The sequence below is a fragment of the Micromonospora sp. NPDC049275 genome (assembly GCF_043197115.1).
GTDB lineage: Bacteria > Actinomycetota > Actinomycetes > Mycobacteriales > Micromonosporaceae > Micromonospora.
Map to the genome: position 1 here is coordinate 198776 of NZ_JBICSN010000005.1, position 13182 is coordinate 211957.

8 protein-coding genes and 2 pseudogenes are annotated in these 13182 nt (G+C 71.7%); 5 read left to right on the top strand and 5 right to left on the bottom strand.

Translation table 11 applies throughout. The features are described 5' to 3' along the window. Positions 1–5: 5 nt before the first annotated feature. Genes gltX through ACGFIE_RS18265 form a run of 3 tightly spaced genes read right to left on the bottom strand, consistent with a single transcriptional unit; the run spans position 6 to position 4082 of the window. A complete protein-coding gene (gene gltX, locus ACGFIE_RS18255; RefSeq protein WP_393296009.1) occupies positions 6–1415 on the bottom strand; it encodes a glutamate--tRNA ligase in 1410 nt (469 codons plus the stop codon). A gap of 43 nt (positions 1416–1458) precedes the next feature. Next, entirely contained in the window at positions 1459–2736 is a 1278-nt protein-coding gene (locus ACGFIE_RS18260; protein WP_393296011.1) for an MFS transporter, read from the bottom strand. After that, positions 2733–4082 carry a GH1 family beta-glucosidase gene (locus ACGFIE_RS18265; protein WP_393296013.1) on the bottom strand — a complete coding sequence of 450 codons (1350 nt, stop codon included), beginning with the start codon at positions 4080–4082 and terminating at the stop codon, positions 2733–2735. Before ACGFIE_RS18265 ends, ACGFIE_RS18260 begins: the two co-directional genes overlap by 4 nt. A gap of 188 nt (positions 4083–4270) precedes the next feature. Between ACGFIE_RS18265 and ACGFIE_RS18270 the strand changes: the two genes are divergently transcribed. Further along, positions 4271–4717: an SRPBCC family protein gene (locus ACGFIE_RS18270; protein ID WP_363683366.1), complete on the top strand. Its 447-nt coding sequence runs from the start codon at positions 4271–4273 to the stop codon at positions 4715–4717. A gap of 186 nt (positions 4718–4903) precedes the next feature. Here ACGFIE_RS18270 and aceE read toward each other — a convergent pair whose 3' ends face one another. Then, complete coding sequence (gene aceE, locus ACGFIE_RS18275; RefSeq protein WP_393296016.1) at positions 4904–7642, bottom strand: pyruvate dehydrogenase (acetyl-transferring), homodimeric type; 2739 nt, start codon at positions 7640–7642, stop codon at positions 4904–4906. Between the two features lie 185 nt (positions 7643–7827). On the opposite strand from aceE, the gene ACGFIE_RS18280 reads away from it, so the two are divergent. Next, positions 7828–8232, top strand: a complete 405-nt coding sequence (locus ACGFIE_RS18280; protein ID WP_358102170.1) for a YjbQ family protein — start codon at positions 7828–7830, stop codon at positions 8230–8232. Positions 8233–8250: 18 nt separating this feature from the next. On the opposite strand, the gene ACGFIE_RS18285 is transcribed toward ACGFIE_RS18280, so the two are convergent. Beyond that, positions 8251–9900: an alkaline phosphatase D family protein gene (locus tag ACGFIE_RS18285; RefSeq protein ID WP_393296018.1), complete on the bottom strand. Its 1650-nt coding sequence runs from the start codon at positions 9898–9900 to the stop codon at positions 8251–8253. Between the two features lie 315 nt (positions 9901–10215). On the opposite strand from ACGFIE_RS18285, the gene ACGFIE_RS18290 reads away from it, so the two are divergent. The 3 genes and pseudogenes from ACGFIE_RS18290 to ACGFIE_RS18300 form a co-directional block, all read left to right on the top strand. Further along, a complete protein-coding gene (locus ACGFIE_RS18290; protein ID WP_393296397.1) occupies positions 10216–10620 on the top strand; it encodes a MarR family winged helix-turn-helix transcriptional regulator in 405 nt (134 codons plus the stop codon). Positions 10621–10671: 51 nt separating this feature from the next. Then, positions 10672–11041 (top strand): annotated as a pseudogene (locus ACGFIE_RS18295) (transketolase); the annotation flags it as partial. Positions 11042–11112: 71 nt separating this feature from the next. Beyond that, positions 11113–13083, top strand: a pseudogene (locus tag ACGFIE_RS18300) (thiamine pyrophosphate-dependent enzyme); the annotation flags it as partial. Positions 13084–13182 lie beyond the last annotated feature (99 nt).

A 13182-nucleotide genomic window follows, 5' to 3' on the forward strand; every position in this document is an offset into this window, starting at 1 on the left:
GCCCGTCAGACCAGGCGCAGTCGGGCCGCACGCATACGGGTCAGGGTGCGCTCGCGACCGAGCACCTCCAGCGACTCGAACAGCGGAAGGCCGACGGTGCGGCCGGTGACCGCGACCCGGACGGGCGCCTGCGTCTTGCCCAGCTTGAGGCCGCGCTCGGCGCCGACCGCCTCCAACGTCGACTTCAGCGACTCGGCGTCCCAGGACTGAAGGGCCTCGAACGCCGTGATGGCGGCGTCCAGCAGGTCGGCCGAGCCGTCCTTCATCGTCTTGGTCCACGCCGCCTCGTCGATCAGCGGCGAGGCCAGGAACAGGAAGTCGACGTTCGGCACGATCTCGCTGAGCACGGCGAGCCGGGTCTGGGCCAGCGGCGCGACGGCGGCGAACGCGTCGGCGTCGTACTCCTCGGGCTGCCACGGCGGCGGCGCGATGGTGTCGGTGCCGGTCAGCCACGGCTGGCAGGCGTCGACGAACTCGGACACCGGCAGCGCCCGAATGTACTCGCCGTTGAAGGCGCGCAGCTTCTTCTCGTCGAAGAACGCGGGGGAGGGGTTGACCTCCTCCAGGCGGAACTCGTCCTCGATGACCGACCACTCGACGATCTCCCGGTCGCCGGATGGCGCCCAGCCGAGCAGCATCAGGTAGTTGCGCATCGCGCCGGCGAGGTAGCCCTCGTCGCGGTACGCCTCCAGGGCGACCTTGTCGCGGCGCTTGGAGAGCTTCTGCCGCTTCTCGTTGACCACCACCGGCACGTGCGCCCAGATCGGCGGCTTGACCCCGAGGGCGTCCCAGAGCAGCTGCTGCTTGGGCGTGTTGGGCAGGTGCTCCTCGGCCCGGATCACGTGGGTGATCCCCATGGTCATGTCGTCGACGACATTGGCGAGCAGGAAGACAGGTGAGCCGTCGCCGCGGGCGATGACGAAGTCCTCGATGAGCTTGTTCTCGAAGGTGGGCTCGCCGCGAATCAGGTCGACCACCACGGTGGAGCCCTCGTCGGGCGTACGGAAGCGCAGCGCGTGCCCCGGCCCCGGCCCGAGGCCGAGGTCGCGGTGGTAGCCGTCGTAGCCCTGGTACTGCGAGCCGGTGCGGGCCTGGACGTCCTCGCGGGTGCAGTCGCAGTAGTAGGCGCGGCCGGACTCGTAGAGCCTGGTGGCGGCGGCCCGGTGCTCACCGGCGTTCGCCGACTGGAAGTACGGACCCTCGTAGCTGCCCCGGGAGATGCCGATCCAGTCCAGCGCGGAGAGGATGCCCTCGGTCCACTCGGGCTTGTTGCGCGCCGCGTCGGTGTCCTCGATGCGCAGCACGAACACCCCGCCCTGCTGCTTGGCGTAGATCCAGTTCTGCAGCGCGGAGCGGGCGCCGCCCACGTGGAACATGCCGGTCGGGGACGGGGCGAAGCGCACACGTACTGTCACGCCCCTCAGCCTACGGTGACCGTCGAGTGGATTCGCAGACGCCCTAGGGGACCGAGCGGATCTTGACGACCAGGGCGCTGCCCACCAGGGTGACAATGGCGGTGACCGCGTAGAGCGTCGGGTAGCCGCCCAGGTGGACGACGAGCGGGGCGGAGAGCGCCGGGCCGAGCACCTGCGGCGCCGAGTTGGCAATGTTGATCACGCCGAGGTCCTTGGCGCGGTCGGTGGCCCGGGGCAGCACCTGGGTGATCAGGGCCGCGTCCACCGAGAGGTAGACGCCGTAGCCGGCACCGAGCAGCAGGGCGGCGACGATCGCCATCGGCCAGACCGGCGCGACGGCGAGCAGCAGCGCCGCCACCGCCATGATCAGGCCGGAGACGATCACGTACACCTTGCGCCGCCCGGAGCGGTCCGACAGCCGGCCGGCGACCACTGCGGTCAGCATCATGCCGAGCGTGTAGAGCAGGATCAGCACCAGCAGACCGCCCTCGGGGTCGGGGTGGCGCACCCCGTCGGTGAGGAAGTACAGCAGGTAGAGGGTGCCCAGCGCGTTGCCGAGCTGGACCAGGAACCGGGTGATCCACGCCCAGGCGAAGTCCGGGTGTTGGCGCGGGCTGATCCACATCGAGGCGAACAGCGCCCGCGCCCGCAGTGCCGGGCGGTGCGCGCGCGGCAGTCGATCGTCGGGGGTGAGCAGCGCGAACGGCAGTGACAGCGCCAGGATGACCACCGCCATGGCCACGTAGCCGGCGGCGTTGCCGGTGACGACGGCGGTGACCAGCACCGCGCCGAGCACCAGCCCGAGCGCCTGCGGGATGCCTACCCAGCCGGAGACCGCGCCGCGCTGCACCACCGGAACCCGGTCCGGGATGGCGGCGGTGAGGCTGGCCAGCATCGCGTTGAAGCAGACCTGGGCGGCGACCCAACCGACGGCGACCCCGAGGATGGTCCGCTGCTGGGCGAGCAGCACCAGCGCCGCCGCGCCGAGCACCGCGCCGCCGGCGGTCCAGACGTGCCGACGGCCGAACTCCCGGCCGAGGATCCGCAGGCAGGTCCGGTCGGACAGCGCGCCCGCCAGGGGATTGGCGAGCACCGCGGCCAACGCGCCCAGGCCGGTGACCACGGCCAGCATGGTCTCCTTGTCGCCGGGCGCGATCCGCTCGATCTGCTGCGGCAGCAGCACCTGGATCGGGGTGAAGAACGCCATCCACACGCCGAGGTTGGCCGCGAAGACCAGACCGATCCAGCCGCGCCGCACCGGCACTGTCGGTTCGGCGAGCGCCGCCGGCAGCGACGCCGGCGTCGGGTCGAGGGTGGTCACCGCGCCGACCCGTCCCGCGAGGCCGCGAGCATGTCCCGCAGCCAGGTGTACGACGACTTCGGCGTACGCCGCTGGGTGAGGTAGTCGACGTGCACCAGACCGAAGCGTTTGGTGAACCCCTCGGCCCACTCCCAGTTGTCCAGCAGCGACCAGACGAAGTACCCGCGCACGTCCACCCCGTCGTCGACGGCGGCCCGGAGGGCCCGCAGGTGCCCGTCGAGGTACGCGATCCGGTCCGGGTCGGCCACCTGGCCGTGCGCGTCCGGCACGTCGTCGTACGCGCAGCCGCCCTCGGTGATCTCGATGGGCGGCAGAGCGTCGCCGTACGTGTCGCGGAGCCAGCCGAGCAGTTCGCGCAGCCCGTCGGGGGCGACCGGCCAGTCGAAGGCGGTACGCGGGTAGCCGTCCAGCGGCACCAGGTCGAACGGCAGCGGCGAGCCCTCCTCGGCGGCCCGTACGCCGGTGGGGTTGTAGTAGTTGACCCCGAGCACGTCGATGGGTGCGGCGATGGTCTCCAGGTCGCCGGCGTGGATGAGGCTCGCGTCGAGGCCGGGCAGTTCCGGGTAGCCGCGGCCGAGCAGCGGGTCGGTGAAGAGGCGGTTGTGCAGCGCCTCGTACGCGGCCCCGGCGGCCCGGTCGGCGTCGCTGTCGCCGAGCACCCGCACCGGCGAGTAGTTGTTGGCGATCGCCACCGGGCTGGGCGTTCGGGCGCGCAGCGCGGCGACGGCGAGCCCGTGGCCGAGCAGTTGGTGGTGGGCGACTCCGAAGGCGTCGAAGAGCAGCATCTGGCCGGGGGCGTGCGTACCGATGCCGTAGCCGAGGCTCATGTGGATGAACGGCTCGTTGAGGGTGATCCAGAGTTTGACCCGGTCGCCGAGGCGGGCGGCGGTGAGGTCGGCGTACTCGGCGAAGCGGGCGGCGGTGTCGCGGTTGAGCCAGCCGCCCGCGTCCTCGAGGGGCTGGGGCAGGTCCCAGTGGTACAGGGTGGCCACCGGGTCGATGCCGGCGGCCAGCAGCTCGTCGACCAGCCGGTCGTAGAAGTCCAGGCCGGCGGCGTTGGCCGGGCCGCTGCCGCTGGGCTGCACCCGGGGCCAGGCGATGGAGAACCGGTACGCGTCGACACCCAGCCCGGCCAGCAGCGCCACGTCCTCGGAGTGCCGGTGGTAGTGGTCGCAGGCGACCTCGCCGCTGCTGCCGTCGCTGATCCGGCCGGGGGAGCGCGCGAAGGTGTCCCAGATGGACGGTCCGCGTCCGCCGGCCGTGACGGCGCCCTCGATCTGGTGGGCGGACGTGGAGACGCCCCAGCGGAAGCCGGCGGGGAACTCGGGCATCGGTGCGGTCGACATGCGCCCTCCCGGTCAACGTGAAACGTGTTCGGGACTCTAGGGCGCTGTCGATGAATGCGCCATAGGCCGGGTTGGCGCAATCCGCAATGGTTGATCGGCGTGTCTTTTTCCCAACCCGTCCGTGTAAGTCCGATTTAGCGCATAGAGTGCCGATATCGTGGGATGTCCTCACTGGAGGAAAGACGGAAATGATCCTCGTGGAACGCAGTGCGCACGTGGTGGCGCCGGTGGAAGTGGTCTGGGACGTCGTACAGCGGGCCGAGCAGTTGCCGGCCTGGCTGGCGGGGGTTCGCGCGGCCGAAGTGCTCTCTGGAGAGGGCTTCGGGCGGCGGCAACTGGTCCAGGCGGGGCGCGGTTCGGCGCATGAGGCCGAGGTGATCGCCTATCAGGAGCCGACACTGATCGGCTGGCGAGAACGGGCCAAGGGTGCCGGTGCCCGTGCGGAGGCGCGCACCGAGATCTACGTCCAACTCACCGAGGACGAGGAGGAGGGCGGGACGATCGTGCGGCTCATCGTGGTCCGCTGGCCGGCCGGGCCGGTCAAGGCCGCCCTGCTGCGGCTGGGCCTGCGTCGGGTCGGCGCCGACCTGGAGGACTCGCTCGCCCGGCTCACCGACCTGGCCGCCGTCGGCTGACGAGCGCTCCGCTCCCGACGTCACCCGCCCCCGGCGGTGGTCCGGGCCTCCGCCAGGGGCTCCGGAGCGCCGCCGCTCCCCTCTCACCCGCCGTCCGCCCGGTCGGTCGGGCCGGGGAGCGAGGGTGCGGGTGCACCAAAAAGGGCCCGGCGCGGGTGCGCCGGGCCCTTTCTCGATCGTGTGGGGTCAGCTGTCCCCGCCGGTCTCACCGACCGGCGCGGCGTTGACGTCGTCGATCGCGTACTTCTTGGCGGCCTCGGCCGGCACGCTGGCCGGCACCGCGCCGCTGCGGGCGAGCTGCCGCAGCGTCGCCACCACGATCGACTCGGCGTCGACGTGGAAGTGGCGGCGCAGCGCGTGCCGGGTGTCCGACATCCCGAAGCCGTCGGTGCCCAGCGACGTGTAGTCGCCGGGTACCCAGCGGGCGATCAGGTCCGGTACGGCGCGCATCCAGTCGCTGACCGCGACCTTCGGCCCGTCCGCGTCGGCCAGCTTCTGCGCGATGTACGGAACCTTGGCCTCGGCGCCCGGGTTGAGCAGGTTGTACTCCTCGGTCTCCACCGCGTCGCGACGCAGCTCGGTCCAGGAGGTCACCGACCAGACGTCGGCGGCCACCCCCCAGTCCTGGGCGAGCAGCTGCTGGGCCTTGAGCGCCCACTGCATGCCCGTGCCGGAGGCGAGGACATTGGCCTTCGGGCCGTCGACCTGCGGTGCCGGGGAGTAGCGGTAGATGCCCTTGAGCAGGCCCTCCACGTCCACCCCGGTCGGCTCGGCCGGCTGGAGGATCGGCTCGTTGTAGACCGTCAGGTAGTAGAAGACGTTCTCCTGCGCGTCCCCGTACATCCGGTGCAGGCCGGCTTCCATGATGTGCGCGATCTCGAAGGAGAACGCCGGGTCGTACGCGACCACAGCCGGGTTGGTGGCGGCGAGCAGCAGCGAGTGGCCGTCCTCGTGCTGCAGGCCCTCACCGTTGAGCGTCGTCCGACCGGCGGTCGCGCCGAGCAGGAAGCCCCGCGCCATCTGGTCGGCCGCCGCCCACAGCCCGTCGGCGGTCCGCTGGAACCCGAACATCGAGTAGAAGATGTACATCGGGATCATCGGCTCGTCGTGGGTGGCGTACGCCGAGCCCGCGGCGGTGAACGAGGCGACCGAACCGGCCTCGTTGATGCCCTCGTGCAGGATCTGCCCGGTCGTCGACTCCTTGTACGACAGGAACAGCTCCCGGTCGACAGAGGTGTAGCGCTGCCCGTGCGGCGAGTAGATCTTCGCGGTCGGGAAGATCGAGTCGAGGCCGAAGGTGCGGGCCTCGTCCGGGATGATCGGCACCCAGCGCTTGCCGAACTCCTTGTCCTTCATGATGTCCTTGAGCAGGCGGACGAAGGCCATCGTGGTGGCCACCTTCTGCTTGCCCGAGCCGCGCTTGACGTCGGCGAACCGCTCCGGACCGGGGATGGTCAGCCGCTTGGTGCTGGTCCGCCGGGACGGCAGGTAGCCGCCGAGCTGCTCGCGGCGCTCCTTCAGGTACGCCAGCTCCTCGGACTTCTCACCCGGGTGGTAGTACGGCGGCAGGTAGGGGTTGTCCTCCAGCGCCTTGTCCGGAATGTCCAGGTAGAGGCGGTCGCGGAAGGTCTTCAAGTCCTCCAGCGTCAGCTTCTTCATCTGGTGGGTCGCGTTGCGGCCCTCGAAGTGCGAGCCGAGCGTCCAGCCCTTGATCGTCTTCGCCAGGATGACAGTCGGCTGACCGGTGTGCTCGGTGGCCGCCTTGTAGGCCGCGTAGAGCTTGCGGTAGTCGTGCCCACCCCGCTTGAGGTTCCAGATCTCGTCGTCGCTCAGCGGCTCGACCATCTTGCGGGTCCGGGCGTCCCGGCCGAAGAAGTGCTCCCGCACGTACGCGCCGGACTCCGCCTTGTAGGTCTGGTAGTCACCGTCGGTCGTGGTGTTCATGAGGTTGACCAGCGCGCCGTCGGTGTCCGCCGCGAGCAGCGGGTCCCACTCGCGGCCCCAGACGACCTTGATCACGTTCCAGCCGGCACCCCGGAAGAACGACTCCAGCTCCTGCATGACCTTGCCGTTGCCCCGGACCGGGCCGTCCAGCCGCTGCAGGTTGCAGTTGATCACGAAGGTGAGGTTGTCCAGCTCCTCGCGGGCGGCCACGCCGATCGCGCCAAGCGTCTCCGGCTCGTCCATCTCGCCGTCGCCGAGGAACGCCCACACGTGCTGCTGCGAGGTGTCCTTGATGCCGCGGTGCTGCAGGTACCTGTTGAACCGGGCCTGGTAGATCGCGTTCAGACCGCCGAGGCCCATCGAGACGGTGGGGAACTCCCAGAAGTCCGACATGAGCCGAGGGTGCGGGTACGACGGCAGCCCACCGCCCGGGTGCGACAGCTCCTGGCGGAACCCGTCGAGCTGGTGCTCGCTGAGCCGCCCCTCCAGGAACGCCCGCGCGTACATGCCCGGCGAGGCGTGACCCTGGTAGTAGATCTGGTCGCCACCGCCCGGGTGGTTCTTGCCCCGGAAGAAGTGGTTGAAGCCCACCTCGTAGAGCGACGCCGAGCTGGCGAAGGTGGAGATGTGCCCGCCGACGCCGATCTCCGGGCGCTGCGCCCGGTGCACGAGCATCGCGGCGTTCCACCGGACGTACGCCCGGATGCGCCGCTCGACGTGCTCGTCACCCGGGAACCAGGGTTCCTGCTCCGGGGGGATGGTGTTGATGTAGTCGGTGGTGGTCAGGGGCGGAACCCCGACCTGGCGCTCGCGGGCCCGCTCCAGCAGGCGCAGCATGACGTAGCGGGCGCGTTTGGCGCCGCGCTCGTCGATGACACCGTCAAGCGACTCGACCCATTCGCTTGTCTCTTCAGGGTCGATGTCCGGAAGCTGGCTCGGTAGGCCGTCGCTGATCACCGGGCGCTTGCGTTCCGTAGCCACAGGCGTTCCCTCGGTTGTGTGTGGGATAGGTCTCTAGCGCCATCCTGCCCCCTGGTGGCACCCGTCGTCACGTCTAGGTCCCCCGGACGCGATGCTGAACACAGGTACCCGCCGGTAACTTAGTGCGACTGCCCTTGTTTCCCCACGTGCCGGGGCTCCCGGGCCGCTGCGGCAGAATGCGACGTATGCGCAGTGACGTGATAACCGTCCAGACCGGGTCCCGGCCGGCCGTCCGGGACATCACCGCCGAGGCCCAGAGCTTCGTCTCCGGCGAGGGAGACGGCCTGCTGCACGTCTTCGTGCCGCACGCCACCGCCGGGCTGGCGATCATCGAGACCGGCTCGGGCTCCGACGACGACCTGCTCACCGCCCTCGACGCGCTGCTGCCCACGGACAGCCGCTGGCGGCACCGGCACGGCTCGCCCGGCCACGGCCGCGATCACGTGCTGCCGGCCTTCGTCCCGCCGTACGCGACGCTGCCGGTGCTCGACGGACGGCTGGCGCTGGGCACCTGGCAGTCCATCTGCCTGGTCGACACCAACGGCGACAACCCCACCCGCCAGGTCCGCTTCTCCTTCCTCCCCGCCTGACCGCTTCCTGGGCGGGGGTTACGGGCGGACGGTTTCCTGCTGGACGGTCTGCTGGCCCGGGTCCGCGTGGGGCGCAGCGCTGCGGGCCGCCGACGGGACCGGGTTGTCCGCCGTCTGGTGCAGGCCGGGCACGCGGTCCTCGATCACGAACGACGCCCGGGTGTACGCGGGCGCGTCCGGCCGACTGACGTACGGCAGCACGTCGAAGTCGGCGCTGAGCTGCCCCGGGGTGATCGTGGTCCGCACGTACCCCCGCAGGTTGTTCTGGAAGCGCAGGTGCGGATTGAACGCGAACCACGGGTGCGAGCCGGACGCCGAGTCCGCGCCGTCGCCTGTCGAGGTGATCGAGGAGCAGACCAGCTCGGTGCCGACGGTGCGCGACGTCGGGTCGGCGTAGTCCAGCTTGAGGTCGCTGGCCCAGTGCGCGTGCACGTCGCCGGTCAGCACCACCGGGTTGCGTACCCCCGCGGCGAGCCAGCCTCGGGTGATCCGGTCCCGGGAGGCCACGTAGCCGTCCCAGGCGTCCATGCTGGTGACGGTCAGCGGGCCGGCGTTGTTGTCCCGCTGGGCGAAGAAGACCTGCTGGCCCAGGATGTCCCACCGCGCGTCGGAGCGGCGGAAGCCGTCCAGCAGCCACGCCTCCTGCTCCGCGCCGGTGATCGAGCGGGCCGGATCGGAAGCTGCCGCGCAGTTCTGGTAGCCGTCGCCACAGGCCTGGTCGTCGCGGTACTGCCGGGTGTCGAGCATGTGGAACGTGGCCAGCCGCCCCCAGCGCACCCGCCGGTAGAGCTGCATGTCGATGCCACGCGGAATCGAGGTCCGCCGCAACGGCATGTTCTCGTAGTACGCCTGGAACGCCGCCGCCCGCCGCGCGGGGAACTCCGGATCGGGTGCCTCCGGCACCTCGTCGGCCCAGTTGTTCTCCACCTCGTGGTCGTCGAACACCACCACCCAGGGCGCCACCGCGTGCGCCGCCTGAAGGTCGGCGTCGGTCTTGTACTGGGCGTGCCGCTGCCGGTAGTTGGCAAGCGTCCGGGTCTCCGGCCCCTCGTGGTCACGCGGGTTGCCGCCCGGCACGGTGTACGTGTCCGGGGCGTACTCGTACTGGTAGTCGCCCAGGTGCAGGATCAGCTCCGGCTCGGTCTCGGCCAACCGGCGGTAGGCGGTGAAGTAGCCGTGCTCGAACTGCGAGCAGGACGCGAAGCCCATCGCCAGAGCGGCGGGCATGCTCGACGGCGCGCAAGCGGTGCGGGTGCGCCCGACCGGCGAGATGTGCCGCTCAGCGCGGAACCTGTAGAAGTACTCCCGGCCCGGCAGGAGGCCGGCCAGTTCCACGTGGATGCTGTGCGCCGAGCGGGCACGGGCGACCGCGACGCCACGACGAACCACGTGCCGGAACCGCTCGTCGGCGGCCAACTCCCAGTGCACCGGCACGTCGCGGTCCGGCATGCCGCCGAGGCCGTCCTCCGCGAGCGGCTGCGGTGCCAGGCGGGTCCACAGCACGAAGCCGTCGTCGTCGGGGTCCCCGGATGCCACACCGAGGGTGAACGGGTAGGCCAGCGGCCGTCGGGCCACCGCCGCGCCGGCCGCCACCGGCAGTCCGGTGACCGCGCCGGCGGCGCCGAGGGCGGCGCCGGACAGCAGGATGGTACGTCGGGACAGCGACACGAAATCCTCCCCAGGTTCCGATTTTTCGTGACCTGGGGAGCCTCGCGAGCGTTGGTGGCCGGGAGGTGACGACGAGGGCCCCGGCTCGTCGCCGGCAGTGGAACACCACTCATCATGATCGATGCGGGCCGGTGGTCAGCCCTCGTCTCCGGTCGGGCCGATTCGCGGGCCGCCCACTCGCCCGGTGACCGAACCTGGTCGCCGAGCTGGTCGACCCGGTTGCTGCGTACGATTGTGGCCGTGGCGCAGGAGGTCGGTTCCGGAGCAGATGGACCTGTCGGCCGTGCTGACCTGGCCGCCGACGTGGTGCGCCGGATGGCCCACGTGACCGCCGTGCTGCGGCACCGGCAGGATTCCGCGTTCGCCGAGCTGGGGCTCACGCCGGCGGCCGCACGGGCGCTGCACGAGCTGGACCCGGACCGCCCGTCGCCGGCCCGCGACCTGGCCGAGCGGCTGGGTTGCGACAGGTCGAACGTGACGGCGCTCGTCGACAAGCTGGAGCAGGCCGGGCTGGTCGAGCGCCGCACCGACCCGGCCGACCGCCGGCAGAAGACGTTGGTCGTGACCGGTTCGGGTCGGGACGTACGGGCCGGGGTGGCCGAGGTGATGTCCGACTCCCGACTCCTGGCCGGTCTGACCGACGAGCAGCTGCGCACCCTTCGTGACCTGGTGTGGAAGGTGTCCGACGACGGCCGCCCGGAGCAGTGCGACGGGCGGTGAGTCGGCGCGCCGCTGCCGTGTCCCACTGGGCGACCAGGGGCCGCGTCGGTAATGCTGTCCGACGTGACCACGCCGCAGGATCTCGACGACCGCTTCCGGGAGACGTTGGCGGCACTCCCCGCCGCGCAGCGGCGGCGTGACCCCGCCGACCCGGTCACCGACGACGCCCCGCTGACCGGCGCCGAGCTGCTGGACCTGTTCGACGCGCAGGTGACAAGCCGGCAGCTCGACCTGGCCGGCCGCTGGCTGCGCAGCTTCGGGGAGGGCTTCTACACGATCGGCTCGGCCGGGCACGAGGGCAACGCGGTGGTCGCCGCCGCGCTGCGCCCGACCGACCCGGCGCTGCTGCACTATCGCTCCGGGGCCTTCTACTGCGTACGCGCCGCCCAGGTGGCAGCCGACCCGGCGTCCGCCGTCGACGCCGCCGAGCCGGAGTCGGCCGCCGAACCCGAGCCGGCCGGGTCCACGCCACCCGTCGGCGGATTCGCGGTGTACGCGCAGGCGGCCCGGGACGTGCTGCGCGGAATGGTCGCCTCCAGCGAGGAGCCGATCGCCGGTGGCCGGCACAAGGTGTTCGGCCGAGCCGACCTGGCGATCGTGCCGACCACCTCCACCATCGCCTCGCACCTGCCCCGCGCGGTCGGGATGGGGCTGGCCGTGGAGCGGCTGCGCCGGCTGGACACGGTCGGGCGGCGTGCCGGGGCCGGGATGCGGGTCGGCAGCGGGGCCGGCGCTGCGCACGCCCCCTGGCCGCCGGACGCCATAGTGGTCTGCTCGTTCGGCGACGCGTCGGTCAACCACGCCAGCGCCACCGCCGCCTTCAACACCGCCGGCTGGTACGACCACGCCGGGCTGCGCATTCCGGTGCTCTTCGTCTGCGAGGACAACGGGCTGGGCATCAGCGTCCGCTCGCCGGAGGGCTGGGTCGAGGCGACCCTGCGCGCCAAGCCGGGCATCCGCTACCTCAGCGCCGACGGAGCCGACCCGGTGCGGGCGTACGAGGTGGCGCGGGAGGCCGCCGACTGGGTACGCCGGCACCGGCGGCCCGCCGTGCTGCACCTGCGCACGGTCCGGCTGATGGGTCACGCCGGCGCGGACGCGGAGTCGGCGTACCGCAGCCCCGCCGAGCTGGCCGAGGACCTCCAGGCCGATCCGGTGGCCGCCACCGCCCGGCTGCTCGTGGAGGCCGGCGTGGCGACTGTCGACGAGCTGCTGGCCCGGTACGACGAGACCGGCTGGCAGATCCGCCGGCTCGCCGAGGAGGTGCTGGGCGAGCCGAAGCTGGCCTCCGCGGCCGACGTGGTGTCGGCGCTGGCGCCCCGCCGCCCGGTGCGGGTGGCGCGGGCGGTGGCCGACGCGGCGGCACGGGCCAGCGGGGCGGGCTCGGCGGCGCGGGAGGAGTCGTTCGGGGGCAAGCCGCCGGAGCTGGCCGGCCCGCTCACCCTGGCGCAGAGCATCAACGCGGCGCTCGCCGACGGGCTGCTCGACCACCCCCAGATGGCCGTCTTCGGCGAGGACGTGGCAGCCAAGGGCGGCGTGTACGGGGTGACGAAGGGCCTGCGGGACCGGTTCGGGGCGGCACGGGTCTTCGACACCCTGCTCGACGAGACGTCGGTGCTCGGGCTGGGCCTCGGCGCCGGGCTGGCCGGGATGCTGCCGGTGCCGGAGATCCAGTACCTGGCGTACCTGCACAACGCCGAGGACCAACTGCGTGGCGAGGCCGCCACCATGCAGTTCTTCTCGCGGGGCGCCTTCCGCAACCCGATGGTCGTCCGGGTGCCCGGGTTGGCGTACCAGGAGGGGTTCGGGGGGCACTTCCACAACGACAATTCGGTGGCCGTACTCCGGGATGTGCCGGGTCTGGTGGTCGCGGTGCCGGCGCGGCCGGACGACGCCGCGCCCATGCTGCGGACCTGTCTGGCGAGCGCCGCGGTGGACGGCAGCGTGGTCGTGTTCCTGGAGCCGATCGCGCTCTACCACACCCGCGATCTGTACACGGAGGGTGACGGGGAGTGGCTGGCCGGCTACCCGGAGCCCGGCTCGTGGGTGGCCGGGCACGTGCCGATCGGCCGCGCACGGGTCTACCGGGTCGGCTCGTCCGACGACCTGACCATCATCACCTTCGGTAACGGGGTGCGGATGTCGCTGCGGGCCGCGGCCGTCCTCGCCGAGGAGGGGGTCGGCACCCGCGTCGTGGACCTGCGCTGGCTGGCGCCCCTGCCGGTGGCCGACATCATCCGGGAGTCCTCGGCCACCGGGCGGGTGCTGGTGGTGGATGAGACACGCCGGTCGGGCGGGGTCGGCGAGGGAGTGATCGCCGCGCTCGTCGACGCCGGATATGTCGGTGCCGCGCGGCGGGTGGCCGGAGTTGACTCGTTTGTACCATTAGGTCCGGCAGCACGTCACGTTCTGGTCTCCCCGGAGGCCATTACCGACGGTGCCCGTACGCTGCTGGCACGGTAAATTCCGTTGCACCCGGTGCGCCACTTGCGCGCAGAGGCACAACTGTGTGGACTTTGCCTGACGGCGTCGGTCCGACGCCGCGAGCAGGGACGAGATGAG

Excerpts from the sequence above, each read along its gene's own strand:
- ACGFIE_RS18265 (WP_393296013.1), bottom strand. The coding sequence starts at position 4,082 with ATGTCGACCGCACCGATGCCCGAGTTCCCCGCCGGCTTCCGCTGGGGC.
- ACGFIE_RS18270 (WP_363683366.1), top strand. The coding sequence starts at position 4,271 with ATGATCCTCGTGGAACGCAGTGCGCACGTGGTGGCGCCGGTGGAAGTG.
- ACGFIE_RS18280 (WP_358102170.1), top strand. The coding sequence starts at position 7,828 with ATGCGCAGTGACGTGATAACCGTCCAGACCGGGTCCCGGCCGGCCGTC.
- ACGFIE_RS18290 (WP_393296397.1), top strand. The coding sequence starts at position 10,216 with ATGGCCCACGTGACCGCCGTGCTGCGGCACCGGCAGGATTCCGCGTTC.